The sequence below is a fragment of the Pseudomonas sp. TWR1-1-3 genome (genome assembly GCF_049896805.1).
Lineage (GTDB): Bacteria > Pseudomonadota > Gammaproteobacteria > Pseudomonadales > Pseudomonadaceae > Aquipseudomonas > Aquipseudomonas bubulae.
Genome location: NZ_JAFCUZ010000005.1, coordinates 468190 through 493985, shown reverse-complemented (window position 1 = coordinate 493985; position 25796 = coordinate 468190). Strand labels below are relative to the sequence as shown.

The window sequence follows — 25796 nt, the reverse complement described above, 5'->3', positions numbered from 1 at the left end:
GTACGCCGCTAGCGAGACAGGCTTAAAGCATGGAAATGCGCGCAGATCTGCTGATTGTTGGGGCCGGAATGGTCGGAAGCGCACTGGCGCTGGCGCTCAAGGACAGCGGGCTGAAAATCCTGCTGCTCGACGGTGGCCCGCTGAGCGTCAAGCCGTTTGCCAGCGAAGCGCCGTTCGAGCCTCGGGTCAGTGCCCTGTCGGCGGCCAGCCAGCGCATTTTGCAGCGTCTGGGCGCCTGGGACGGCATCATCCACCGCCGTGCCAGCCCGTACTCGCATATGCACGTGTGGGATGGCAGCGGCACCGGGCAGATCCACTTTTCGGCAGCCAGCGTGCACGCGGACGTGCTGGGCCATATCGTCGAGAACCGTGTGGTGCAGGACGCACTGCTGGAGTGCCTGCAGGGCAGTTGTATTGAAATGCTGGCCAATTCACGCCTGGAGCAGATGCGCCGTTCCGGCGACGACTGGCTGCTGACCCTGGCCGATGGCCGCACCTTGCGGGCGCCGCTGGTGATTGCCGCTGATGGCGCCAACTCGGCCGTACGTCGCCTCACCGGCTGTGAAACCCGTGAGTGGGATTACCAGCACCACGCTATCGTCACCAGCGTACGGTGTGCAGAACCGCACCAGCAGACCGCCTGGCAGCGTTTTACCGACCAGGGGCCGCTGGCATTCTTGCCGCTCGAGCGTGACGGTCAGCAGGAGTGGTGCTCGATCGTATGGTCGACCACCCCCGAACAAGCCCAATACCTGATGACGCTGGATGACGCAGCGTTCAGTCGTGAGCTGGAGCTGGCTTTTGAAGGTCGTCTTGGCAGTGTGCTGAGTGCCGATCCACGGGTATGCGTGCCACTGCGCCAGCGCCATGCCAAACGCTATGTCGCCGAAGGCCTGGCGTTGATCGGTGATGCGGCGCACACCATCCACCCGCTGGCCGGGCAGGGCGTGAACCTGGGCTTCCTGGATGCAGCAGTGCTGGCCGATGTGCTGATGCACGCGGTGGACCGTGGCGAACGTTTGGCGGATGTGCGTGTGCTGAGCCGTTTCGAGCGGCGGCGCATGCCCCACAACCTGGCGCTGATGGCGGCGATGGAGGGCTTTGAACGCTTGTTCCAGGCCGACTCCCTGACCGCCCGCCTGTTGCGCAACACCGGTTTGAAATGGGTGGATAAAATGCCCGAGGCCAAGGCCTTGTTTGTGCGTCAGGCACTGGGCCTGAGTGGCGACCTGCCGCCGTTGGCCAGGCCGTAACATCTGGTAACTCCTCCGGGGCGAGTTAGGTTGAGATGGCAAATGTGATTCACTACCATTTACGCCCGATTCGCATTAAGAGAGACCGCCCCTCATGTTGGCACGCAAGCGTCTACTGACTGCCCTGGCCCTGACCGTTTTTGCGAGCGGTGTTTCTGCTGCCGATGAGGTGGTGGTTTACTCCTCGCGTATCGACGAACTGATCAAACCGGTATTTGATGCCTACACCGCGAAAACCGGGGTCAAGGTCAAGTTCATCACCGACAAGGAAGCGCCGCTGATGCAGCGCATCAAGGCCGAGGGGCAAAACGCCACAGCCGATCTGTTGCTAACCGTGGATGCCGGTAACCTTTGGCAAGCTGAGCAAATGGGCATCCTGCAACCGTTCACCTCCGAGGTGATCGACAAAAATATCCCGCCGCAATATCGCTCTTCTTCTCACGAGTGGACTGGTCTGAGCCTGCGCGCACGGACTATCGCCTATTCGACGGACCGGGTTAAACCAGAAGAACTGTCGACCTATGAGGCTTTGGCCGACAAGAACTGGGAAGGTCGCTTGTGTCTGCGCACTGCCAAGAAGGTTTACAACCAGTCGCTGACCGCCACCATGATCGAAGTGAATGGCGCCGATAAAACCGAAGAAATCCTCAAGGGCTGGGTCAACAACCTGTCCACAGACGTGTTCTCGGATGACATCGCCGTGCTCGAAGCCATCAACGCCGGGCAGTGCGACGTGGGCATCGTCAACACTTACTACTACGGTCGCCTGCACAAGCAGAAGCCCGATCTGGCGGTGAAACTGTTCTGGCCCAACCAGGCGGATCGTGGCGTTCACGTCAACTTGTCGGGTATTGGCCTGACCAAGTACGCGCCGCATCCTGAAGCGGCCAAGGCATTGGTGGAGTGGATGACCACCCCTGAAGCCCAATCGATTTTCGCTGGCGTAAACCAGGAATTTCCGGCCAACCCAAGCGTTCCACCTTCGGCGGAAGTGGCGAGCTGGGGTAGCTTCAAGGCCGATGCACTGCCGGTTGAAGTGGCAGGCAAGCGCCAGGCTGAAGCGATCCGCATGATGGACCGTGCTGGCTGGAACTGATCAAAATCTGAAGTAATACCTGTGGGAGCGGGCTTGCTCGCGATAGCATCGCCGGGGTTTCATTGGAAACTGCGGTGTTTGCATCGCGAGCAAGCCCGCTCCCACATTTGTTTTCACGTCGTCCCATCCACCTCCGAGAGTTTTTCGTGGCCCATCCTGCCCAACGTCGCTGGTACCCGCTGGTTTTTGTCATTGCTGCCCTGGTGCTGCTGCCGCTGAGCGTGTTGCTGCTGTCCTGGCAAAGCATTGATGCCCAGATCTGGAGCCACTTGTGGGACACGCAGATGCCGCGCCTGCTGGGCAACACCCTTACACTGATCGTCGGTGTGGGCATCGGCGTCACGCTGTTGGGCGTAAGCCTGGCCTGGTTGACCAGCCTCTGTGAGTTCCCTGGCAGGCGCTGGCTGGACTGGGCGTTGATGCTGCCGTTTGCGATTCCCGCCTATGTGCTGGCGTTTGTGTTTGTGGGCTTGCTGGACTTCGCCGGGCCCATACAGACCCTGCTGCGCGAGTGGTTCGGCATGGGCTTGCGGCTGCCTCGGGTGCGTTCAACCGGGGGGGTGATCACCGTGCTGATTCTGGTGTTCTACCCCTATGTCTACCTGCTGGCGCGCACGGCGTTTCTGGCCCAGGGCAAAGGCCTGATGGAAGCGGCACGGGTGCTGGGGCAAAGCCCGTGGCAGGCATTCTGGCGCGTGGCATTGCCGATGGCGCGCCCGGCAATTGGTGCCGGCGTAGCGCTGGCCTTGATGGAAACCCTGGCTGATTTCGGTGCTGTGTCGGTGTTCAACTTCGACACCTTCACCACGGCTATTTACAAGACCTGGTACGGTTTTTTCAGTCTGTCGACGGCAGCACAACTGGCCAGTTTGCTGTTGCTGGTGGTCATGCTGGTGCTCTACGGCGAGCGCCGCGCCAGGGGGGCCAGCCGTGCCAGCAACGAGCGACCACGGGTCACTGCCCTTTACCACCTGAGCGGGCCCAAGGCATGGCTGGCCAGTGGCTGGTGTCTGCTGGTGTTTGCCTGTGCATTCGTGATCCCGATGTTGCAACTGGTGGTGTGGTTCTGGCAGCGCGGGCGCTTTGATCTGGACGAGCGTTATGTCGGTTTGATCGTGCATACCCTGTATCTGGGGGCAATGGCGGCGCTGATTACCGTCAGCGTGGCGCTGGTGCTGGCCTTTGCCCGACGCCAGGCGCCAACCCCGGCTATCCGTGCCGGGGTCAGCCTGGCGAACCTGGGCTATGCCTTGCCGGGTTCGGTGCTGGCGGTGTCGATCATGCTGGCGTTCAGTTATCTGGACCGCGAACTGGTGATCCCTGTTTCGGGGTGGCTGGGCGGTGCGGGCAAACCGTTGCTGCTGGGCAGCCTGTCGGCCCTGTTGCTGGCGTATCTGGTGCGATTTATTGCCGTGGCCTATGGGCCGCTGGAAAACAGCCTGGCGCGGATTCGTCCCTCTTTGCCTGAAGCCGCCCGCAGTTTGGGCGTCAGTGGCCCGCGACTGTTTTTCAAGGTGTATCTGCCATTACTGCTGCCGGGCACCTTGAGCGCTGCACTGCTGGTGTTTGTTGATGTGCTCAAGGAGATGCCGGCGACCTTGCTGATGCGCCCGTTTGGCTGGGATACGCTGGCCGTACGCATCTTCGAGATGACCAGCGAGGGTGAGTGGGCGCGGGCTTCGCTGCCGGCCTTGACCCTGGTACTGGTCGGTTTGTTACCGGTCATCGGTTTGATTCGACGCTCGGCCCATCGCATCGGTTAGGTGTCAGTCCTCCTGCATGCGGCTACAATGCGCGGCATTCGGTGCGGTCTGTCTGTCAGGCCAGGTTTCTGCGTGATGTAAAAAAGCCGCTTGTTTGGCTTGAAATGCTCCGCAGCCTGTCCGCACCTTCGCCAAGCCCGGAAGGAGAAACCCATGGGACAGCGTACGCCTCTGTATGACCTGCATCTCGCCCTAGGCGCGAAGATGGTCGATTTTGGCGGTTGGGATATGCCTTTGCATTACGGCTCGCAGGTTGAGGAGCACCATGAGGTGCGCCGCGACTGTGGGGTTTTTGATGTCTCGCATATGACCGTGATCGACATCACCGGGCTTCAGGCCAAGCAATGGTTGCAGTATTTGCTGGCCAACGATGTCGAACGACTGAACACACCCGGTCGCGCCTTGTACAGCGCCATGCTCAACGAGCAGGGCGGCGTGGTCGACGACATGATCGTCTACCTGATGCCTGGCGGTTATCGGCTTATCGTCAACGCCGCCACCCGCGATCAGGATCTGGCCTGGATGCAGGCTCAGCTTAAGGGCTATGACGTGCAACTGCAGGAGCGTCCAGAGTTGGCCCTGCTGGCCATTCAGGGGCCACAGGCGCGACATAAGGTCGCCGAACTGGTGAGCCAGGCCCGTGCCCAACTGATCCAGCAGCTCAAGCCCTTTGAAGGGCAGAGCTGTGGCGACTGGTTTATTGCCCGCACCGGCTACACCGGCGAAGACGGCCTTGAAATCGTGCTCCCGGCCGATCAGGCCCCGGCTTTTTTCAACGATCTGGTCGGCGCCGGTATTTCACCGATCGGCCTTGGCGCCCGCGACACCTTGCGCCTGGAAGCCGGCATGAACCTCTACGGGCAGGATATCCACCTGTCGGTGTCCCCCCTTTGCGCCAATATGGCCTGGACCATTGCCTGGGAGCCTGCTTCACGCAAGTTCGTGGGGCGCGAAGCGCTGGAGGCCGAAAAGGCCGGTGGCGTGCAGCTCAAACTGGTGGGTTTGGTGCTTGAAGAGCGGGGTGTTTTGCGCGCCCATCAGGTGGTTCGCATCGCCAATGTTGGCGAAGGAGAGATCACCAGTGGTAGTTTCTCTCCCACGCTAAGCAAATCGATCGCTCTGGCGCGAGTTCCGATGGCAACGGCTGACCGTGCCGAGGTTGAGATTCGTGGCAAGTGGTACCCGGTTCGCGTAGTCAAACCGACTTTTGTTCGTCTTGGCAAAGCCTTGATCTAACGTTTACTGGCGGGCGTGCACAGAGTGCATGCCGCTGACATTTATACTTGAGGACACTGAATATGAGCCTGATCCCTGCCGAGTTGCGCTTTGCTGAAAGTCACGAGTGGGCCCGTCTGGAAGCAGATGGCACGGTAACCGTAGGCATCAGCGATCACGCTCAGGAAGCCTTGGGGGATGTGGTGTTTGTTGAGCTGGCTGAAGTTGGCAAAGTGTTCGCTGCTGGCGATACCGCGGGTGTTGTGGAGTCGGTAAAAGCCGCTTCCGACATCTACTCGCCGGTGTCGGGCGAAGTGATTGCCGTCAATGAAGCGCTGGCTGACAGCCCTGAGTCGCTGAACAGCGAGCCGTACACCAGCTGGATTTTCAAGCTCAAGCCAAGCAACACCGCCGAGCTGGAAAAACTGCTGGACGCTGCCGGCTACAAGGCTGCCATCGGCGAGTAACGAGCAAAAGATTCTCAACTGTGGGAGCGAGCCTGCTCGCGAACAAGCTTCGCGAGCAGGCTCGCTCCCACAGGGAGGTCAGGCGTTTTGCAGAACTGCTTTCACCGCTGCCACCGAACGCTCTACATCGGCCTTGGTCATCGCCGTAAACATCGGCAATGATACGATCAGGCGCCCGACACGTTCGGCCACCGGGAACATCCCTTCTTTAAAGCCCTGCGCGCGGTACAGGCTGAGCAGGTGAATTGGCGGGTAGTGGTAACCGATGCCCACGCCCAATGCCTGCATTTCTTTCATAAAGGTCGCCCGCGCCGGTTGACCATCCTTGCGCTCAGGCAGCACGAGCTGGAACAGATGCCAGTTGGTGTTGTTGAAATCCGCCACCGGCAGTTGCGCGCCGTATTCCGCTTCAAAATCCGACCCGAAGCACTCAAAGTAATGCTTGGCCAGCGCCCGACGATGGGCGGTGATGGTTTCGATATGGGCGAACTGGCCCAGACCAATCGCAGCCGCAATGTCGGTCATATTGAACTTGCCACCCAGCACGTCGACATCCAGGCCGTCGAAACCGGTACGGGTAACGCCTTGCAGGCGGTATTTTTCGGCCAGCCGCGCTTCTTCTTCATTGTTCAGTACCAGGCAACCACCTTCGGATGAGGTGATGTTCTTGTTGGCCTGAAAACTGAAAGAAACGAAATCGCCGCGTGCGCCAATGCGCTCACCTTGCCAGCTGGAGCCCAGGGCCTGGGCCGCATCTTCAACCACGCGCAGGTTATGCTTTTTGGCAATTGCGTAGAGCGCGTCCATGTCCACTGGCAGGCCCGACAGGTACACCGGAATGATGGCCTTGGTGCGCGGGGTAATGGCTGCTTCGAGCTTGTTAAGATCGATATTGCGGGTTACCGGGTCGATATCGGCAAACACCGGCGTGGCACCGACTTCGATAATCACATTGGCAGTAGCGACCCATGAAATAGGCGTGGTGATGACTTCATCGCCGGCTCCGATTCCGGCAATGCGCAGAGCGATTTCCATGGTGCAAGTGCCGGAGTTGAAAGTGCGCACCGGGCGCCCGCCAAAATACTCGGACAATTGTGCTTCGAATGCCTGCACCTTGGGCCCGCTGGTGATCCAGCCCGAGCGCAACACGTCGCCCACGGCAGCAATGGTGGCTTCATCAATGGTGGGTTTGGAAAACGGCAGGAAAGGCAGCGAGCTCATAGAGGCATGACGTCCGATGTGAGTGAATTTGAGTAACCAAAGAGCAACAGCATAGCGCTCAAGATCATACCCGCAGGATCACTCACAGCTGGTGAAAATTCTGTATGGCGGCTGAATGAGCAAGGGCCGTATTGCGTAGCAGCTGCTTTCGGCAGCTGCTACAGAAAAACTGCAACTGTGGGAGCGAGCCTGCTCGCGAAGGTCGTTCGCGAGCAGGCTCGCTCCCACAATAAGGCTTGACCTGCAACAGAGAATCTACAGATGGAGGTGTTTACTCAGCCGTGGCGTTTTTAACCAGAATCGCGTTAGCCAGGTCCATATCGCTGACTTTCAGGTTCGGGTTATCGGCGCGCACTTGTTGCATGGCCGACTCCAGGTACGGGCCACGAATTGATCCGTTACTGGCGACAAAACTGCCGGCGTCATCTTGAGCTGCGATGACTTTGCGGTCTTTTTTGAAGGTCAGGTAAGTGGACCCGGTGGTTGCGCCGGAAGACAGCACATTACGCCAGAAGCTGTCGGCCATGGCCGAACCAACAGGCAGGGACAGCAAGGCGATAGCGGCAACAGCATATTTGAGACGCATGACGGTGACTCCGGATAGATTAGCTATAGCATTTGATTGCCAATAGTGCGCAGGAGTTCCGTAACGTTACGGCACAATTTCTACGCTCAACACGGCTCCGTTTTGTTCGGTTACGCGTACCGATGTTCCCACCGGAGCGTCAGGCCCTACTGCCATCCATACGCTGTCCCCTACCTTGATTTTGCCCCGCCCTTCGACAATCGCCTGTTGCACGATAAAAGTACGGCCGATCAGCTCATGACCGCGGCGGTTCAGGTTCGGCTGGTCGCCACTCTCCCCAGTGCCACGTTGGCGCCGCCACCAGAATACCGCCGTGAGGATCGCCAGCACGCCAAACAGCGGCAATTGCAGTGTCCAGGGCAGCTCCGGGGCCAGGAACGTCAAGCCGCCCACAATCAGGGCGGCAAGGCCCACCCACAGCAGATAACCACCGGCGCCGAATACCTCCAGAATCAGCAGCACCGTGCCAAGAGCCAGCCAGTCCCAGAAGTTCAGGTCTTGCAGAAACTCCCACATGTATCAGGCCTTCCTGGTATCAAAGGTGGCTTTGACGATTTCGCTGATGCCTCCCACGGCGCCGATCACCTGGCTGGCTTCCAGCGGCATGAGGATGACCTTGCTGTTGTTGGCAGAAGCCAGTTTGCCCAGCGCATCGATATATTTTTGTGCAACAAAATAGTTGATCGCCTGCACGTTGCCTGAGGCAATGGCTTCCGACACCACTTGTGTGGCGCGGGCTTCGGCTTCGGCCTGGCGTTCGCGGGCTTCGGCTTCGAGGAACGCTGCCTGGCGGCCCCCTTCGGCTTCGAGGATCTGTGCCTGTTTTTTGCCTTCGGCGGTGAGGATTGCTGCGGCCCTTAGCCCTTCAGCTTCAAGAATTTGCGCACGCTTGATACGTTCGGCTTTCATTTGCCCGGACATGGCGGCCATCAGGTCGGCCGGCGGGCTGATGTCCTTGATCTCGATACGGGTGATTTTGATGCCCCACGGTGCCGTTGCTTCATCAACGGTGCGCAACAGTTTTTCGTTGATGCCGTCACGCTGGCTGAGCATGGCATCCAGCTCCATGGAACCCAGCACGGTGCGGATGTTGGTTTGCAGCAGGTTGCGAATGGCATGCTCGAGGTTGTTGACCTCATAGGCGGCTTGCGCCGTGTTGACCACCTGGAAGAAACACACGGCATCGATTTGTACCGTGGCGTTATCGGCGGTAATCACTTCTTGTGGGGGGATATCCAGCACGCTTTCCATGACGTTGATCTTGCGTCCGATACGATCCATCACAGGGATGATGATGTTCAGGCCCGGCTTGAGGGTATTGGTGTATCGCCCGAAGCGTTCCACCGTCCATTGATAACCTTGCGGCACCACCTTGAAGCCCATAAAGAGCACGGCAATGGCCAGGGCGACAAATAACAGGATCACAGTACCCACTTGCATAACCATTCCTTGTTTTTGAGGTGTAAGAAACAAACGAGCGTGAAGCGTAGCGATCTAGAAAATTGTCCAACTCCCTGGATTTTAGTCAAAACAACTCAAGCATGCGGGGTGACTCGCAGTGCTTCTTGCAGTGAGGTCACCCCGTCTGCAACTTTTAGGGCCGCGGCAAGCCTGAGGCTGAGCATTCCTTGTGCACCCGCCTGGCGACGAATGGCGTTGAGGTCGGCTTCGCGGCCAATCAGCCCCCTGAGTTTTTCGCTTATGACCATGACTTCGTAAACACCGACCCTCCCGGTGTAACCGGTTTCGCGGCACTGCGCACAACCAACGGCCCGGCAGATTGTGTCCGGTGCTGCCCCGGCCCAGGCCGGGGCAAAATCCTGCCATTCGTCGGGAGCCGGCGGATGTTCGGTCTTGCACTCCGGGCACAAGGTTCTGACCAGTCGCTGGGCCATGACACCCAGCAATGTGGCCTTTATCAGATAGGGGGCAACCCCGAGTTCTTGCAGGCGGCTGATGGCGCCGGGAGCGTCGTTGGTATGCAGGGTCGAGAGCACCAGATGCCCGGTGAGTGCAGCCTGAACAGCCACTTCGGCGGTTTCCAGATCACGTATCTCACCGAGCATGATGATATCCGGGTCCTGGCGCAGCAGCGCCCGCACACCGTTGGCGAAGGTCAGGTCAATGTTGGTCTGAACCTGCATTTGATTGAACGCCGGCTCGATCATTTCGATGGGGTCTTCGAGGGTGCACAGGTTGATTTTGGGGGTGGCCAGTTGCTTGAGCGTTGCATACAGGGTGCTGGTTTTGCCCGAGCCGGTGGGGCCGGTAATCAAAATAATGCCGTTGGGCCGGGTGGTCATGTGCTGCCAGCGTTGCAAGTCGTTCGGGGAGAGGCCCAACTGGTCGAAATCTTTGAGCAGGACCTGCGGGTCAAAAATACGCATCACCATTTTTTCGCCAAAGGCGGTGGGCAGGGTGGCGAGCCTCAGTTCCACTTCAGCGCCCTGGGGCAGGCGGGTTTTTATCCGGCCGTCCTGGGGTTTGCGTTTTTCGGCAACATTCATCCGGCCCAGGCTCTTGAGGCGACTGACAACGGCCATCGTTACCTGTGGCGGGAAGTGGTAAACATCATGCAGCACGCCGTCGATCCGAAAGCGCACGCAACCCTGCTCACGGCGGGGCTCCAGGTGGACATCGCTGGCGCGTTGTTCAAAGGCGTACTGAAACAGCCAGTCGACGATATTGACGATGTGAGCATCGTTGGCATCCGGTTCCCGCTCGCCTGCGCCCAAGGTCAGCAGTTGTTCGAAATTGGCCGGCGGGCTGGTCTTCTGATCGTTGAGTACAGCCCCAGTGACCGATTTGGCCAGCTGGAAAAACTCTACGTTGAGGCGCTGGATTTCCAGGGGGTTGGCAATGACACGTCTGATAGGGCGCTTGAGCGACTGGCGCAAATCGGCCTCCCAACTGCTGACCCAGGGCTGGGTGTTGGCAACTGTGATGGCTGAGGCATCGGCCGCCACCGCGATGATTCCATGCCGCTGGGCGAAGGCAAAGGACATTGCTCCGGTCACGGTGGCGACATCGACCTTGAGCGGATCAAGGCGCAGGTAGGGTTGCCCTGCATGGTTGGCGAGCCAGGCAGTGAGGGTTTCAAGATCGAGAATCCTGCCTCCCCGATCGGGATCGCAGAATTGTTGCTGCGCAAGAAATACCAGGGGGTGGAGGGTGGCACTGGACGCTTCGCGACTGCGTACCATTGCCTGCGTGGCGCAGCTTTGCTGGATACGGTTTTGCGCCAACAGCGCGGATAACAGATTGTTGAGGTTCAGCCACCGGTCATGGGACGGGGTGATGCGCATAACGGCTCCTTGAGGCATCGGCGCAGACAGGTCCTTGTCTGGCCATGTACCTGATAAAGCCTAGTTGCGCCGTGTTGGCCCGCCTGCCACCAATGGTTGCGAACTATTACCCGCAAGCTTGCATTGCCGGGTCCTTGGCGGCCTGCACGGGTTGCAGCTGCATGTCGAAGACGCTGATCAGGCTGCGCAGTTTTTCGCCGATGATCCGGGCACGGTGCCAGCTCTGTTCGTGACTGCGGATGTCAATGCTCAAGGTGTCCCCGTCACGTACCACATCCACTTGCTGCGGGATCAGTTGCTGCAGGGCAAACAGATTGAGCACCCGGCACAGCACGTCGGCATCGGCTTCGGCCTGGATACGGAAAAGCACCTGGCAAGGGGCTGCATTGCTGGCCCATACGTCGGGGCGAGGGGCGTGGGTAATGACTTCAAGATGCGGCATGCAATGGCTCCTGTTCAGACTGGAGAAATATTTACACGTCGCGGGAGAATTTTTTTATCTAAGATGTTTTGAATTGACGATAAATAGACTCGAACAAGTCTCAGCTTATTCATTAATGGGTATTTTTATGCAAAGCGAGCTGGATGCTTACGACCGACGCATATTGGCGCTGCTGCAAGAGGACGCTTCGCTGTCCAGCGCGCAGATCGCGGAGAAGGTGGGGCTTTCGCAATCGCCCTGCTGGCGGCGGATCCAGAAGATGAAGGACGAGGGCATCATTCGTGGCCAGGTCACCTTGCTCGATCGCAAGAAAATCGGCCTCAATACGCAAATTTTTGCCGAGATCAAACTCAATGCACACGGTCGCTCAAACTTCACCGAGTTTACTGACGCGATCCGCGGTTTCCCCGAAGTGCTGGAATGCTATGTGCTGATGGGAGCGGTAGATTTTCTGCTGCGTATCGTGACGGCTGATATCGAAGCCTACGAGCGGTTTTTCTTTGAGAAACTGTCGATGGTGCCGGGCATTCAAGAGGTGAATTCGATTGTGGCGTTGTCCGAGATCAAGTCCACCACCTGCCTGCCGGTCTGAATCCCGGAAAACAAAACGGCCTTCTCAAGGAAGGCCGTCGGCTGGGTTTGCGCACTGTTATCAGTGAACAAACAACGCAATCAGAATAATGATCGGAATTGGAATACCGAGGAAAAACAGCAGAAGTGAGCGCATTTTATTCTCCAGTCAACGAATAGCCCGGGTTAAACCAGCGGGGTTGTGGTGGTGGGGGTCAGATACGTCACGGCATCCCGGCGACGGCCGCCAAAGGTGGCGCACAGGCTGGCAAAGAAAGCGCCGATCAGCAGTGTGATAAACATCCACAAGGTGGACCAGGCGGCGACCTTGGCAGCGGTATCAGCGGCTTCCTTGGCTTTTACCTTGGCTTCTTCAACAGCCTGATGGGCCTTGGCGTAGACCTGATCAACCCGTTGCTCGGCTTCAGGTTGGCTGAGGTTGGTGCGCTGGGCGATGATTTGGGCCAGGTAGGTACGGTCTTCACTGCTCAATTGGCCGTCATTGGCCAGGCTGTGGGCGAAGATGCGGGCCACGGTGCCATGGGCTGCGTCTTCGCTGACAGCGGTGCCGCGGTCATCGCGAAACAGGCTGTCGATAAAGTAGTCCGAACCTTTGTCGCCATTGTTGGCTGCGGCACTGCCGGCTGCACTGCTGATCGCCGTTGCGGCACCTGAAGCCACGCTGGCCCCGGCTTGAACGCCGCTGCCGATCACGCTGCTGACCGAGCCTGCAACCAGGGTAGCGGTTACCAGCGTGGCCACGGCCCATGCCAGAAAACCATGGGCGGTGTCGCGAAAGTAGGCTTCATCGCCATGCAGGTTGGTCCATTTGACCCGCAAACGACCGGCCAGATAACCGCCCATGCCGGAAGCAATGATCTGGGTAACGGCCAGCCAGACGATGGCGGTAATACCCAGGCCTTTGGCGCCCACCCCTTCATTGGCCCACGGAGAAACCGCAGAAAACCCAAGCCCCGCCCCCAGCATCAGCAGCAGCAGAGAGAGGACGGCAGCAGTGGCGGCGCCGGCAAAGATGGCGGCCCAGGAAACACCGGATTGACCGGAGGAATCTTGCAGGGCTGCGGGATAGTGTTCAGTTGTCCCGATCATTGTTGTTGTGCTCCTGAATGGTAGGAAGTGCAGCGTTCATTCAGGTAATTGCAGGGGATGTGCCAACCCTGTGTTGCAGGTAATTCCATATCTTTCAATGGCTTGCAAATGGTTGGTTTTTTCGGTGCATGCAGATTGCATGATCAGGGGCAAAACAGGCGGGCGTAATGCATTGAAACAATTTGCCCGGAGCAGGCGCAGGTAAAAAAAACGGGAGCCTTTCGGCTCCCGTTGTACGCATCAGTCGTGACGATGCTTGTTTTTGCGATGCCCATACGCGTGGCCACGGCCGCGATGGTCGTCGCGGTAGTAGCGACGGTTATCGCGGTCACGATAGCGGCGATCGTCGCTGTCGCTTTTATTGCCCATATAGTTGCCCAGCGCGCCACCGGCACCACCGCCAGCGGCCGAGCCTACCAGTGCGCCTGTGCTGCCGCCGACACTGCGGCCCAGCACGTTACCGCCTGCAGCACCCAGTGCGCCGCCAATGGCGGCTTCACCACGGCTGCGTTTGTCGGCACCTACGGCACTACCTGCCGCACCACCCACACCTGCACCAATCGCAGAACCGGTCGAGCCGCCGAGCTGTTGGCCAACAACGGCGCCAAGAACCCCGCCTAATGCGCCGCCTACACCGGCTTCGGTGGTGCCACCGGCCGAGGCTACGCCACTGACCAGGCCAAGGGACAACAAGAGAATCGAGGTGAGCTTCATGGATGAGCCTCAAAGAGATGACGGCGCGATCCTGAGGCTGCAAGCGGTTGGTGACAATCGAAATCCGACGAGTAGCACGAGTTGTACACAACTCTATAAGTTGTTGTTTTTACTAGGGAACTTAATCTGTTTTCGAGGGTCTGTTAGCTAGTTCGGTTAGGTCGTTTTCGTAGGAAAACGGCCTTTTTTGTGGCCGCAGTTCAGAGGCGCGCTGCTTGAATGTGGGAGCGGGCTTGCCCGCGATTCAGGCACCGCGGGATGACGGTCAAACCGCGGAGATGCCATCGCGGGCAAGCCCGCTCCCACCACAAACGAACAAAAAGTGCTCAGCTGGCCTTAGCCATGATCAGCGTTGACGGGCTGGCTGCCTCCAGGCAAATCGCCACGAACTTGGACGTAGGCGTATGGCTGCCATCGCCCGTGCTTTCCAGAGGCACCAGCGGGTTAACCTCCGGGTAGTACGCCGCAGCTTGCCCGGCAGGAATATCAAACGCCAGCAGGGTGAAATTTTTCACCCTGCGCTCGTGCCGGTCATCCCAGATCGAAACGATATCGACCTTCTGCCCCGGCTTGAAGCCCAGGCGGATGATGTCGGCTTCGTTGACGAACAGCACATCACGCTGGCCCTTGACCCCGCGATAGCGGTCATCGAGGCCATAGATAGTGGTGTTGTACTGATCGTGAGAGCGCATGGACTGCAAGATCAGGTCGGGCAGCCGGCCTGTAGCGCGGGTGCGGGCATCTACCAGGTCTTGAGGCAGTGCGTTGGGGCGGAAGTTGGCGCGCCCGGACGGCGTGTTCCACTGTCGCGCACCGGCCGAGTTGCCCAAATAGAAGCCGCCGGGGTGTTCGATGCGCGTGTTGAAGTCCTTGAAACCGGGAATGGTGTCGGCAATCAAGTCGCGAATGCGTCGGTAGTCAGCGACGACCCAGTTCCAGTCAATCGGGTGGGTGCCCAGTGTGGCCGCAGCAATGCCGGCAATGATTGCGGGCTCCGAGCGCATCTGCCTGGACAGTGGCTGCAACTGGCCATTGGAGGCGTGGACCATGCTGAACGAGTCTTCCACGGTCACCGCTTGCGGGCCTTCTGCCTGAATGTCGATATCGGTACGGCCCAGGCATGGCAGGATCAGCGCTTGTTTGCCGTGCATCAGGTGGCTGCGGTTGAGCTTGGTGCTGATCTGTACAGTCAGGGCGCAATTGCGCAGGGCCTGTGCGGTGCGCGGGCTGTCCGGAGTGGCCTGGGCGAAGTTGCCGCCCAGGCCGATAAACACCTTGGCTCGGCCTTCAAGCATGGCGTGGATGGCTTCAACCACGTTGTGGCCGTTTTCACGGGGCACCTTGAACTGGAAGCGACGCTCCAACGAATCGAGGAAGGCCACCGGCGGACGTTCGTTGATGCCCATCGTGCGGTCGCCCTGTACGTTGCTGTGGCCGCGTACCGGGCACAGGCCGGCGCCGGGGCGGCCTATATTGCCGCGCAACAGCATCAGGTTGGCGATTTCCTGGATGGTCTGCACCGAATGACGATGCTGGGTGATGCCCATCGCCCAGCACATGATTACGTTCTTGCCCTTGAGGTACATGCGTGCGGCGCGTTCGATATCAACAAGGGTCAGGCCCGATTGCTCCACGATATGGTCCCACGAGGTGTCGTCGAGGCTGGAGATGTAATCGAGAATGCCCGCAGTGTGCTCATTCAAAAATGCATGATCGAACACGGCCGGTTCGCCTGCGGCCTGGGCATCGCGCTCCCACTGCAGGAGGAACTTGGCCATGCCGCGCAACAGCGCCATGTCGCCGCCCAGTGCCGGGCGCAGGTAGGCCGTGTTGGTCGGACGGTCGCCGTTGGTGAGCATTTCCAACGGATGCTGCGGGTGCTGGAAACGTTCCAGCCCGCGCTCCTTGAGCGGGTTGACGCACACTACCTGGGCGCCGCGCTTGACCGCCTCGCGCAGTGGTTCGAGCATGCGCGGGTGGTTGGTGCCGGGGTTTTGCCCCAATACGAAAATCGCATCCGCGTGCTCGAAATCATCAAAGGTCACGGTGCCTTTACCCACGCCGATGCTTTGCGCCAGGGCCACGCCGCTGGCCTCGTGGCACATGTTCGAGCAATCCGGGAAGTTGTTGGTGCCAAACGCGCGCACAAACAGTTGGTACAAATACGCCGCTTCGTTGCTGGCCCGGCCTGAGGTGTAGAACTCGGCTTCGTTGGGGCTGGCCAGGTTGAGCAAGTGCCTGGCGATCAAGGCGAAGGCGGCATCCCAGCTGATGGGGACGTAGCGGTCGGTTTCCGGGTCATAGCTCATGGGCTCGGTCAGGCGGCCCTGATATTCGAGCCAGTAATCACTTTGCTCCAGCAGCGCGCTGACGCTGTGCTTGGCGAAAAACGCCGCATCGACCCGGCGCTTGGTAGCTTCCCAGTTCACTGCCTTGGCGCCGTTCTCGCAAAACTTGACCAGGCCGCTTTCCGGCGAATCACCCCAGGCGCAGCCCGGGCAGTCGAAGCCGCCGTTCTGGTTGGTTTTGAGCATCATGCGCAGGTTTTTCAGTGCGTTGTCGCTGGTCAACCAGGCTTGCGCCACACTGATCAGCGCGCCCCAGCCACCGGCCGGGCCTTTGTAGGGCTTGTAGCGGGGAGTCGGGGTTTTGTCGGCTTGATGGTGTGTGCTCACGGTTGTTTCTCCTGCGCGGGGCTGTAGACCCTGGGCGCGCTTTTTTGTGGCAGATGAATAAGGTTGAGGTTGTGCCGCCGCGCCCATTGCAGCGCCAGGCCCGTGGGCGAGGACAGGCTGATCAGGGTCTGGATGCCGGCGCGCAGCACTTTTTGAATCAGTTCCAGGCTGCAACGGCTGGTGACGATTGCTGCGCCACCCGTCAGATCGATTTGCTGGCGTACCAGAGCACCGATCAATTTATCGAGGGCGTTGTGCCGGCCGATGTCTTCACGACCCAGCAGCAGTTGGCCCTGGCCGTCCATATAGACTGCAGCGTGTACGGCGCCGCAGTGCTGGCCCAAGGGTTGAAAGTCGCTGATGCGCTGGCGCAAGCCTTCCAGCCACTGCGCCGGTGGCAAAGGCGCGCCGGGCAATACCTGGAGATCGGGCAAGGCCTGTTCCACCGCTTCCACCCCACACAGTCCGCACCCACTGGTGCCGGCCAGTTGGCGGCGTTGCTGCTTGAGGTTCCAGAACGCCCGGCTGGCGATTTCGACCTGAGCGTATTGGGCAGACCCTGCACCGGTCAGTTTGAGGTCGTAGATTTCGCTGGCGTCTTGAATGATGCCGCTGCCCAGGCTGAAGCCGACGATAAAGTCCTCAAGGTCAGTGGGTGTGACCAGCATCACGGCCTGACTGATGCCGTTATAGGCAATCGCCAGGGCGACCTCTTCGGCCAGTGCAGTTTGCGCACCACCACTGTGGTCCAGGTTGACGTAGTCATAGCTCTGGCTGGCAGCAGGCGCGGGCGTGACAGAAGCAGGCGCCGCGCACAGAGGGCGCTTGGCGTTCATAAGGCAGTACCGACAATCAATTGAGCTCTAAGCCTAGGCGCGACACAGTGTCGCGTCTAATCGCTAGTGCTGATCTATTGATAGATGGCGTCGATCAAGAAGTGCTTGGTGATTTCTGATAAAGCGCGAAACAGGCTTCGGCCAGCGCTGAGCGCGGTGCCTCACGACGCATGATCAAACCCAGGCGGGCCAAGGTGCGTGCATCTTCTATGGGGTGCAGGCGCAGGTGGTCGGTCAGGGCTTCCAGCCCACCCTCAAGGGGCATCACCGCGCAACAAAGCCCGCCGTGGACAGCTTGTAACAGTTGATGAACGGCATCGGTTTGCAACAGGGGTTGTGGCGTAAGGCCCCGGCTGTGGAAGTTGTGGTCGATGGACTGGCGAAAGTGCATGCCGCTGCTGAGCAGGCCCAGCGGCAAGCTGGTCAGCGCCTCCCAGCTAAGCGGCTGGTCACCGAAGTTGAAATACCGCTGGTCGTATAGCAGGCCCATGCGGGTTTCGCCCAGGGCCAGGGAGTCAAAACGTTCCTGGTCAAGGCGTTCAAGATAGGAGACACCCACGTCCAGCCGGTTGCTGGCCAGTTGCTCAAGGATTTGTTCCGAGCTCAGTGCTGACAATTCGAAGCGCAGATCGGGATGTTCCTGATGCAGACGCTGCAACAGCGGCAGGGGGTCAAAACTCGACAGCGGCACCACTCCCAGGCGCAGAGTACCGATCAGGTTACCGCGACAGGCAGCGGCTTCGGCCTGCAAACCGTCGTAGGCGGCCAACACGGTACGGGCCCAGGCCAGCACCCGCTCGCCAGGTGCGGTAAAGCTTTCGAAGCGCTGTCCGCGATTGACCAGTTGCAAGTCCAGTTCCTGTTCAAGGCTGCGCAAACGCATGGACAGGGTGGGCTGCGTGATATGGCAACGCGCGGCGGCCTGACCGAAATGTCGGGTTTCGTCGAGGGCAATGAGGAATTTCAGCTGTTTGATGTCCATCGTCGCTCCGGGTGCAATTCAGCGGGCGATTCTAGCGCGCTTGCACATGGCGTAGATGGTCTACGCTCTTGAGTCTGGATCTTCCAACCTAGGAGCGTGATGTATGAGTATTTTCAGCTTTGTGAAAGAAGCCGGCGAAAAATTGATCGACCTGCTGACACCGGGCAACGCCAATGCGGGCGAGGAGCTCAAGAAGCACGTACAGGAAGTGGGCTTGGGCAATCCGAACATCACCGCTACCGTGGAAGGCGACAAAGTGACAGTCAGCGGTGAAGTGGCCACCCAGGAAGAGAAAGAAAAAATCATCCTGGCGGCGGGTAATATCGCAGGCGTGGCCAGTGTTGAAGACAAGATCACCGTGACCGGCCCGGCTGTTGTGGCTTCGCGTTTTGTCGTGGTGAAAAAGGGCGACACCCTGAGCGCAATTTCGCTGCAGGTGTACGGCAACGCCAATCTGTACAACAAGATTTTCGAAGCCAACAAACCGCTGCTCAAGGACCCGAACAAAATCTATCCGGGCCAGACGCTGCGTATTCCTGAGTAAACCGTTTTTACCCTGTGGGAGCGAGCCTGCTCGCGAATGCACTTCGCGAGCAGGCTCGCTCCCACGGGTTCAGAGATTCACAGCCCTTCCAGCAACTCGCGATAGTCCCCCAGCGCAGCAAATTCTGCAGTGTCTTTCGGGCCTTTTTGGCTGTCGGGCTGTTTCACTGCCAGCAAGTGAGCCACCCCAAAATCACGGGCACTGCGCAAGATCGGCAGGGTATCGTCGATAAACAGGCTGCGGGCTGGGTCAAAACCGATATCCGCTTGCAGGGCATCCCAGAACGCCGGGCTTTCCTTGGGGTAACCGTAGTCGTGGGAGCTGATAAGCCGCTCGAAATACGGGGCCAGCTCAATGCGCTCCATTTTCAACGACAGCGAATCACGGTGCGCGTTGGTGATCATGATCACCCGTTTGCCAGCTTTGTTGATGGCTGCCAGAAAAGTATCGGCATCGGGGCGCAAGGCAATCAGATGAGCGGTTTCGAGTTTGAGTTCGCGCACCGGGATCTTCAGCTCGCGGCTCCAGAAATCCAGGCAGTACCATTTCAACTGGCCCGCGTTGCCTTCAAATAGCGGCGTCAGTTCCAGATCCGCCATCGCCCGGCTGATGCCATGCAGCTCGGCATAGCGTTGGGGCAGGTGCTCCAGCCAGAAATGGTTGTCGTAGTGCAGGTCGAGCAGCGTGCCGTCCATGTCGAGCAGCACGGTATCAATGTCGCGCCAAGGTAAAACGGTCATGCAAAACTTCTCCCACAGGTAAAAATTTCCGACACAGACAATCGGAAAAGCCGGGGTATAGTACCCCGTTCATATTGAGGAGCCGCTATGCGCCAAAAACCCACCGTACTTGCCCGTGAAATTGTTGCCAGTAGCCGATTGTTTCGGGTTGAAGAAGTGCAACTGCGCTTCTCCAATGGAGTAGAGCGCACTTACGAACGGTTGGTGGGGCGCGGCAACGGTTATGGCGCAGTGATGATTGTGGCCATGATCGATGCTGAGCACGCGATTCTGGTTGAAGAATATTGCGGCGGCACTGATGAATACGAAGTTTCGCTGCCCAAGGGCCTGATCGAGCCGGGCGAAGATGTGTTGGCTGCGGCTGAACGAGAGCTCAAGGAGGAGGCCGGTTTCGGTGCTCGCCAGCTCGAGCATTTGACCGAGCTGTCCCTGTCCCCCGGCTATATGAGTCAAAAAATTCAGGTGGTCCTGGCTACCGATCTTTACGAAGAGCATCTGGAAGGCGACGAACCTGAGCCGATGCGCGTTGATCGGGTCAACCTGCGTGAGCTGTCGAGCCTGGTGCTTAACCCGCAGTTCAGCGAAGGTCGTGCCCTGGCCGCGCTGTATCTGGCCCGCGATCTGCTGACCCAGCGTGGAGCATTCCAGCCGTGAGTGTCTTGCCCCATCCTTTGCTTGAAGGCGTGATCAAACTGGCCCATGCCGCTGGCGACGCGATTTTGCCGTTCTGGCGAGCGGGCGTTGAAGTCAGTGCCAAGGCCGATGATTCGCCAGTCACGGCCGCTGATCTGGCCGCCCATCACATCCTGCTTGATGGCCTCACCGCGCTGGCCCCGAGTATTCCGGTACTGTCGGAGGAAGACGCCAATATCGCGCAAGACGTGCGCGCGGGTTGGACGCGCTGGTGGTTGGTTGACCCGCTGGATGGCACCAAGGAATTCATTTGCGGCAGTGAAGAGTTCACCGTCAACATTGCGTTGATCGAGCAGGGTCGTGTGGTGTTTGGCGTGGTATCCATGCCCACCAGCGGTCGTTGCTACTACGGCGGCGCGGGCCTGGGGGCCTGGCGGGCGGAGGGTGATGAACCTGTGCCCATCAGCGTGCGAAACACACCGCCTGCGGGTGAGGCGTTGACCGTAGTCGCCAGCCGCCGCCATTCCAGCCCTGAGCAGGAGCACTTGCTGGCCGGGCTGAGTGAGCATCTGGGCGAATTGAAGTTGGTCAGCGTGGGCAGTTCCTTGAAGTTCTGTTTGCTGGCTGAAGGAGCGGCTGATTGTTATCCGCGCCTGGCGCCGACTTCGCAGTGGGACACGGCAGCGGCACAGGGTGTGCTGGAAGGGGCTGGTGGTGTGGTGCTGCAACTGGATGGTGAACCGTTCAGTTATCCGGCCCGTGAGTCGCTGCTCAATCAGTCGTTTCTGGCGTTGCCGGCGCAGGCGCCCTGGCGCGAAAAATTGCTGGATCTGGCGCAACGCTAGCCCAACCCTGTGGGAGCGGGCTTGCTCGCGATGCAAGCGCTGCGGTCTTTCAGCCAGACCGCGCTGCGGCCATCGCGAGCAAGCCCGTTCCCACAAAAATCGAGTTAGCGGTGCAACACGTACTGCCCGCTAAACCTCACCGCATCTTCCCCGCCCTGAACATTGACTACCCGCGTTTCCAGGGTCAGCCGCGCGCGGCCGTAGCGTTTGTACATGGCCAAAAACCTGTTCCATTGCGCATCATCTGGCGCATCACATACCGCAATGGCGTCCTCGGTCACGGGCAGCGGGTAGCTGATATGACCTTCCTGAATCACGATATGCCCGTCTTCGATTCCCGCTTCGCGCAGGCTCAAATGCAGCCAGCCCCAGCCCGCCAGCACTGCGCCGCAGTACAGGCTGCCGCCGAACATGGTGCTCTTGTGATTGATATTGGCTTCAAGCGGCAACTGCAGACGCAACTGCCGGTCTTGCCAGCCCAGTACCTTGAGACCCATTTCCTGGGTCAACGGGATGTCGTGATGAAGAACTGACTCCAGATAACGACTGTCGCGGTTCATGCTGCGGCCTCTTTAATCAAGTTCATCTGGGTGTGGATGGCTGGCGCTGTCGAAGTTCAGCCCGTGCTTGCGCAGCTTGTCGTGCAGGGTCTTGCGCGGCACACCCAGTGCTTCGGCCAGGCTGCGCATGGAGCTGTGGGTGCGTTCAAGCTCGGCGGCGATCAGGCTTTTCTCGAAGTGCTCGACCTGCTCGCTCAAGCCGCCAGCTACTTCATTGCCCGCAGCTGGCTGGCCTTCAGCGGAGTTATCCAGAGCCAATTCAAGGCCAAGGGCAAAGCGCTCGGCGACGTTTTGCAGTTCGCGCACGTTGCCTGGCCAGCTGTGGCGCAACAATAAAGCCCGCTGCGCCGGTTGCAGCACGTTGGGCGTCAGGTCATGGCGCACGCTGGCTTCGCCGGCAAAATAATCGAACAACATCAGCACATCTTCACCCCGCTCACGCAGGGGGGCGATGCGCAAGGGCGCTACGTTGAGCCGGTAATACAGGTCGGCGCGGAAGCGGCCCTGATCGGCGGCCTGGCGCAGGTCTTCCTTGGTGGCGGCGATCACCCGGATATCCAGCGGGATCAGCTGGTTCCCACCCAGGCGCTCGACCACGCGCTCTTGCAGCAAACGCAGCAATTTGACCTGCACGTCCAGGCTCATGCTCTCGATTTCGTCGAGGAACAGGGTGCCGCCATTGGCGAACTCGAACTTGCCAATGCGCCGCTTCTGCGCGCCGGTAAAGGCCCCCGGCTCATGCCCGAACAGTTCGCTCTCAACCACGGATTCAGCCAGGGCCCCGGCATTGATCGCCACAAACGGGCCGTTACGCCGCGCCGATAAATCATGCAGCGCCCGTGCAACCACTTCTTTGCCCGAGCCGGTCTCGCCGAGGATCAGCACATCGGCCTTGGTGGCGGCCAGAGCGCCGATTTGCTCGCGCAAGCGCAACATCGCCGGTGATACCCCCACCAGCCGCGAGCTCAGCAACTGGCGATCGCTCAGAGCCAGGCGCAGGCTGCGGTTGTCCATAACCAGGGCGCGCAAGGCCAGAGCACGACGCACGCTGTCGAGCAGGGCGTCACTGGCAAAGGGCTTTTCGAGAAAGTCATAGGCACCTGCACGCATGGCCTGCACCGCCAGCGGCACATCGCCGTGACCGGTAATCAGCAGCACCGGCAGTTCCGGGTCCTGGCCATGCAGTTGCGCCAGCAGCTCAAGACCGTCCATGCCCGGCATGCGGATATCGCTGACTACCACACCCGGCCAGTCCCGGCCGATACGCTCGGCCAGGCCGTTGGCTTCGGCCAGTGGCAGCACCTTGAGCCCGGCCAGGTCCAGGGTCTGATACAAAGCCTGGCGCAGATGCGGGTCATCATCGATCAGGATGACCTGAACGTGCGGATCGATGGGCTGGCTCATGACCTGGAGTCCTCTGAAGCTTGCAAGCTCACACCTGGCGCACCTGCGCGCAGGCGTAAGGTAATTAAGGCGCCGCCTTCTTTGTGGTTGGCGAACAACAATTCGCCACCAAAGGCGCGGATCAGTGTGTCGCAAATGGCCAGCCCCAGGCCCAGCCCCTGAGTACGGGTCTTGGTGGTATAGAAAGGCTCACCGGCGCGGCCCAGCGCTTCCATGCAAAAACCCGGGCCGTTGTCGCGAATGTACACAGTGACGCCTTCCGGCGTGGATTGGGCACTTAGCCACAAGCGCCGGGGCGGGCCTTTTTCGGTCAAGGCATCGAGGGCGTTGGCCAGCAGGTTACCCAGTACCTGACGCAGGCGTGTTTCACCGGCTTCAACCCAGAGCGTGGCGGCGGGCAAGTCACGGATCAGTTCGACTTCCATGCTGCGTCGACGCTTGGCCAGCAACGCCAGGGCATCGTCCAGCGCCGGTTGCAGGGCGACGCTTTCCGGTGCGTGGCGATCGCGGCGGGCGAAGGCGCGCAGGTGGGCAATGATGGAGGACATGCGCCCGGTCAGTTCGTTGATCAGCTTGAGGTTGCCGCGGGCATCGTCGATACGTTGGTGGTCGAGCAACACTTCGGCGTTTTCGGCGTAACTGCGGATAGCCGCCAGCGGCTGGTTGAGTTCGTGGCTGATGCTGGCCGACATGGTGCCCAGCGCCGACAGCTTGCCTGCCTGCACCAGATCGTCCTGGGCGCGCACCAGTTCCTGTTGCGCATGTTCGCGCTCCAGTACCTCTTCACGCAGACGCCGGTTTAGCCCTTCAAGGTCGCTGGTGCGCTCTGCCACACGCATTTCCAGCTCGCGGCGGGCCTTGGCTTCAAATGCAATGCGATCCAGGTAATGACGCCGACGCTGCATCATTAAACCGATCAACAGCATGACCACCAGCAAGGTGGCGCCGCCGATGGCCAGCACGGTGCGCACCGAGCGGTCGATCAATGTGCGAGGGGCAAGAATGTTCGCCTGCCAGCCGGTTTCGTCGATGGTCTGCGTCTGTACCAGCCAGGCACTGGGGTCGAGCGCCAGGGGCTTGGGGTCGCTGGTGGGGTAGGGGAGAATGGCGAAAATGGCCTGACGTTCTTCCTCAGACAGATCACGGGTGGACCTGAAGCGCCATTCAGGGCGCGAAGTGAGAATGACCACCCCATTGCTGTCGGTCAGCAACAGTTGTTCCGGTGTTTTGCCCCAGAGTCGCTCGGTGTGGTCGAGGTCGACCTTGACCACCAGTACGCCAAGCTTTTGGTTGTCTACCTCAACCGGTGCGGCAAAGTAGTAGCCGCGTTTTCCGGAGGTCGTGCCCTGGCCGAAAAAGCGCCCGAGCTTGCCTTGCATCGCTTCGCTGAAATAGGGGCGGAAGGCAAAGTTACGTCCGATAAAACTATCGCTTTTATTCCAGTTCGACGTCGCAATAGTGTCACCATGAGCATCCACCAGGTACATGACTTCAGCGCCGGTCTGGCTGGTGATTTCACTGAGCAACTGATTGGCTTTACTCAGGGCTTGCGGGCTTTCCGGGTCAGCCAGCAGCTCGCGCAGGTCAGGCAACTGGCCCAGAATCTGCGGCAGCACCTCATAGCGATGCAGCGTGCCCAGCAGGTTGGCCACGTACAGGTCGAGCGTCTGGCGGTTTTGCCCGGCCAGTTCGCTGCGGTAATAGCGCTCGGCCAGGTGTTGCAGCGGCCACAGCAAAGGCGCCAGGCACAGCGCCAATAAGGCCAGGCTACGCCAGCGGGGTCTGCGAGGAACTGAGGAAGAGGTGATCATCGTTGAGCTGCGCTGCAAGAATACGTTGCAGTATACCCAACGAACCCTGTGGGAGCGGGCTTGCTCGCGATGCAAACGGCGCGGTTTGTCAGGCAGACCGAAGTGATGTCATCGCGAGCAAGCCCGCTCCCACAAGGGGATTGGCGTTAGCGTGGTTGCTCGGCCACGCAATCGCTCAGCGCGGCGGTCCATTCGGGTTGGGTGACTTGCCATTCGCGGGCCAGCTTGCTGCAATCCAGGCGCGAGTTTTGCGGCCGTGCTGCGGGTGTCGGGTAGGCGCTGGCAGGAATGGGTTCCAGCGTCGCGCAGGCCTTGCCCTGGGCGCTCAGGTGCGCGGCGATGGCCTGGGTAAAGCCAAACCACGAAGTTTCACCCTGAGCAGTCAGGTGGTAGGTGCCCCATGCCCCGGTTTCACCGGCTTGCCAGCGCTCGATCAATGCCAGCGTGCTTCGGGCTATGGTGCCGGCCCAGGTCGGTGCGCCGATCTGGTCAGCCACTACGCGTAATTCCGGGCGTTCTTGCAGCAAGCGCTGCATGGTCAGCAGGAAGTTTTTACCATGGGTCGAGTACACCCAACTGGTGCGCAGGATCAAGTGTCGGGCACCGCTCGCCGCGATGGCCAGTTCTCCCGCCAGCTTGCTTTTGCCGTATACACCGAGCGGGTTGGTGGCGTCGTCTTCGGTGTAGGGCGCAGGTTTGCTGCCATCAAACACGTAGTCGGTGGAGTAGTGAATCAAGGGGATGCCCAGGGCCGCCGCTTCTTCAGCAAACACACCCGGTGCGGTGGCGTTGATGGCAAAGGCCAGTTCCGGCTCGCTTTCAGCCTGATCCACGGCAGTGTGAGCTGCGGCAATGATGATCAAGTCCGGCTTGTGCGCCCGCACCTGGGCACGGATTTGCTCGGGCTGGCTCAGATCGAGTACATCGCGGCCCAGCACAATCAGGTTGCCCAGACCGGCAAGGTGCTTTTGCAACTCAACGGCAACCTGGCCGGTTTTGCCGCTGATAAGGATTTTCAGCGGGG

25 protein-coding genes are annotated in these 25796 nt (G+C 59.8%); 9 read left to right on the top strand and 16 right to left on the bottom strand.

Annotated features, from left to right (window positions below; all coding sequences use genetic code 11):
* Positions 1–35 precede the first annotated feature (35 nt).
* From ACP7BE_RS20650 to gcvH, 5 genes are all read left to right on the top strand, one after another.
* Positions 36–1253: a 2-octaprenyl-3-methyl-6-methoxy-1,4-benzoquinol hydroxylase gene (locus ACP7BE_RS20650; protein ID WP_176464258.1), complete on the top strand. Its 1218-nt coding sequence runs from the start codon at positions 36–38 to the stop codon at positions 1251–1253.
* A 94-nt stretch (positions 1254–1347) separates the two neighbouring features.
* A complete protein-coding gene (locus tag ACP7BE_RS20645; RefSeq protein WP_095024220.1) occupies positions 1348–2349 on the top strand; it encodes an extracellular solute-binding protein in 1002 nt (333 codons plus the stop codon).
* 146 nt (positions 2350–2495) lie between these two features.
* Positions 2496–4112, top strand: coding sequence for an ABC transporter permease (locus ACP7BE_RS20640; RefSeq protein WP_095000721.1), 1617 nt, complete (start codon positions 2496–2498; stop codon positions 4110–4112).
* 153 nt (positions 4113–4265) lie between these two features.
* The gene (gene gcvT, locus ACP7BE_RS20635) at positions 4266–5348 is read left to right on the top strand and encodes a glycine cleavage system aminomethyltransferase GcvT (protein ID WP_095000722.1); all 1083 of its coding nucleotides are present in this window, start codon (positions 4266–4268) and stop codon (positions 5346–5348) included.
* A 62-nt stretch (positions 5349–5410) separates the two neighbouring features.
* The gene (gene gcvH / locus ACP7BE_RS20630; RefSeq protein ID WP_095000723.1) at positions 5411–5794 is read left to right on the top strand and encodes a glycine cleavage system protein GcvH; all 384 of its coding nucleotides are present in this window, start codon (positions 5411–5413) and stop codon (positions 5792–5794) included.
* 78 nt (positions 5795–5872) lie between these two features.
* On the opposite strand, the gene ACP7BE_RS20625 is transcribed toward gcvH, so the two are convergent.
* From ACP7BE_RS20625 to ACP7BE_RS20600, 6 genes are all read right to left on the bottom strand, one after another.
* Positions 5873–7015, bottom strand: a complete 1143-nt coding sequence (locus ACP7BE_RS20625) for a DegT/DnrJ/EryC1/StrS family aminotransferase (RefSeq protein ID WP_095017787.1) — start codon at positions 7013–7015, stop codon at positions 5873–5875.
* A 271-nt stretch (positions 7016–7286) separates the two neighbouring features.
* The gene (locus ACP7BE_RS20620) at positions 7287–7601 is read right to left on the bottom strand and encodes a DUF2388 domain-containing protein (RefSeq protein WP_095000725.1); all 315 of its coding nucleotides are present in this window, start codon (positions 7599–7601) and stop codon (positions 7287–7289) included.
* 66 nt (positions 7602–7667) lie between these two features.
* Complete coding sequence (locus tag ACP7BE_RS20615; RefSeq protein WP_095017786.1) at positions 7668–8117, bottom strand: NfeD family protein; 450 nt, start codon at positions 8115–8117, stop codon at positions 7668–7670.
* Between the two features lie 3 nt (positions 8118–8120).
* Positions 8121–9041, bottom strand: coding sequence for an SPFH domain-containing protein (locus ACP7BE_RS20610; protein ID WP_095000727.1), 921 nt, complete (start codon positions 9039–9041; stop codon positions 8121–8123).
* Positions 9042–9136: 95 nt separating this feature from the next.
* Positions 9137–10906, bottom strand: a complete 1770-nt coding sequence (locus ACP7BE_RS20605; RefSeq protein WP_153379229.1) for a GspE/PulE family protein — start codon at positions 10904–10906, stop codon at positions 9137–9139.
* Between the two features lie 106 nt (positions 10907–11012).
* Positions 11013–11348: a hypothetical protein gene (locus ACP7BE_RS20600; protein WP_095000729.1), complete on the bottom strand. Its 336-nt coding sequence runs from the start codon at positions 11346–11348 to the stop codon at positions 11013–11015.
* Positions 11349–11475: 127 nt separating this feature from the next.
* On the opposite strand from ACP7BE_RS20600, the gene ACP7BE_RS20595 reads away from it, so the two are divergent.
* Positions 11476–11940, top strand: coding sequence for an Lrp/AsnC family transcriptional regulator (locus ACP7BE_RS20595; RefSeq protein ID WP_095000730.1), 465 nt, complete (start codon positions 11476–11478; stop codon positions 11938–11940).
* A 164-nt stretch (positions 11941–12104) separates the two neighbouring features.
* Here ACP7BE_RS20595 and ACP7BE_RS20590 read toward each other — a convergent pair whose 3' ends face one another.
* The 5 genes from ACP7BE_RS20590 to ACP7BE_RS20570 form a co-directional block, all read right to left on the bottom strand.
* Positions 12105–13028, bottom strand: a complete 924-nt coding sequence (locus ACP7BE_RS20590; protein WP_095000731.1) for a hypothetical protein — start codon at positions 13026–13028, stop codon at positions 12105–12107.
* Between the two features lie 240 nt (positions 13029–13268).
* Positions 13269–13742, bottom strand: a complete 474-nt coding sequence (locus ACP7BE_RS20585) for a glycine zipper domain-containing protein (RefSeq protein ID WP_095000732.1) — start codon at positions 13740–13742, stop codon at positions 13269–13271.
* Between the two features lie 326 nt (positions 13743–14068).
* A complete protein-coding gene (locus ACP7BE_RS20580; RefSeq protein WP_095031419.1) occupies positions 14069–16417 on the bottom strand; it encodes an FdhF/YdeP family oxidoreductase in 2349 nt (782 codons plus the stop codon).
* Positions 16414–17253: a formate dehydrogenase accessory sulfurtransferase FdhD gene (fdhD, locus tag ACP7BE_RS20575; protein ID WP_095027083.1), complete on the bottom strand. Its 840-nt coding sequence runs from the start codon at positions 17251–17253 to the stop codon at positions 16414–16416. Before fdhD ends, ACP7BE_RS20580 begins: the two co-directional genes overlap by 4 nt.
* Positions 17254–17347: 94 nt before the next feature.
* A complete protein-coding gene (locus tag ACP7BE_RS20570; RefSeq protein WP_426107061.1) occupies positions 17348–18235 on the bottom strand; it encodes a LysR family transcriptional regulator in 888 nt (295 codons plus the stop codon).
* Positions 18236–18338: 103 nt separating this feature from the next.
* Between ACP7BE_RS20570 and lysM the strand changes: the two genes are divergently transcribed.
* Entirely contained in the window at positions 18339–18779 is a 441-nt protein-coding gene (lysM, locus tag ACP7BE_RS20565) for a peptidoglycan-binding protein LysM (RefSeq protein ID WP_095000736.1), read from the top strand.
* Positions 18780–18856: 77 nt separating this feature from the next.
* Here lysM and yrfG read toward each other — a convergent pair whose 3' ends face one another.
* Entirely contained in the window at positions 18857–19519 is a 663-nt protein-coding gene (yrfG, locus tag ACP7BE_RS20560; RefSeq protein ID WP_095000737.1) for a GMP/IMP nucleotidase, read from the bottom strand.
* An 87-nt stretch (positions 19520–19606) separates the two neighbouring features.
* Between yrfG and nudE the strand changes: the two genes are divergently transcribed.
* Both nudE and cysQ read left to right on the top strand, forming a co-directional pair.
* Positions 19607–20173 carry an ADP compounds hydrolase NudE gene (nudE, locus tag ACP7BE_RS20555; RefSeq protein ID WP_095000738.1) on the top strand — a complete coding sequence of 189 codons (567 nt, stop codon included), beginning with the start codon at positions 19607–19609 and terminating at the stop codon, positions 20171–20173.
* Complete coding sequence (gene cysQ / locus ACP7BE_RS20550) at positions 20170–20997, top strand: 3'(2'),5'-bisphosphate nucleotidase CysQ (protein WP_095000739.1); 828 nt, start codon at positions 20170–20172, stop codon at positions 20995–20997. Before nudE ends, cysQ begins: the two co-directional genes overlap by 4 nt.
* A 104-nt stretch (positions 20998–21101) precedes the next feature.
* On the opposite strand, the gene ACP7BE_RS20545 is transcribed toward cysQ, so the two are convergent.
* From ACP7BE_RS20545 to rfbD, 4 genes are all read right to left on the bottom strand, one after another.
* Positions 21102–21557 (bottom strand): thioesterase domain-containing protein, encoded by a 456-nt coding sequence (locus tag ACP7BE_RS20545; RefSeq protein ID WP_095024214.1) that lies wholly within the window; start codon positions 21555–21557, stop codon positions 21102–21104.
* A 12-nt stretch (positions 21558–21569) separates the two neighbouring features.
* Entirely contained in the window at positions 21570–22961 is a 1392-nt protein-coding gene (locus ACP7BE_RS20540) for a sigma-54-dependent transcriptional regulator (protein WP_426107058.1), read from the bottom strand.
* Positions 22958–24772: a sensor histidine kinase gene (locus ACP7BE_RS20535; RefSeq protein ID WP_095017781.1), complete on the bottom strand. Its 1815-nt coding sequence runs from the start codon at positions 24770–24772 to the stop codon at positions 22958–22960. Before ACP7BE_RS20535 ends, ACP7BE_RS20540 begins: the two co-directional genes overlap by 4 nt.
* A gap of 146 nt (positions 24773–24918) precedes the next feature.
* Positions 24919–25791 carry a dTDP-4-dehydrorhamnose reductase gene (gene rfbD, locus ACP7BE_RS20530; protein WP_426107118.1) on the bottom strand — a complete coding sequence of 291 codons (873 nt, stop codon included), beginning with the start codon at positions 25789–25791 and terminating at the stop codon, positions 24919–24921.
* Positions 25792–25796 lie beyond the last annotated feature (5 nt).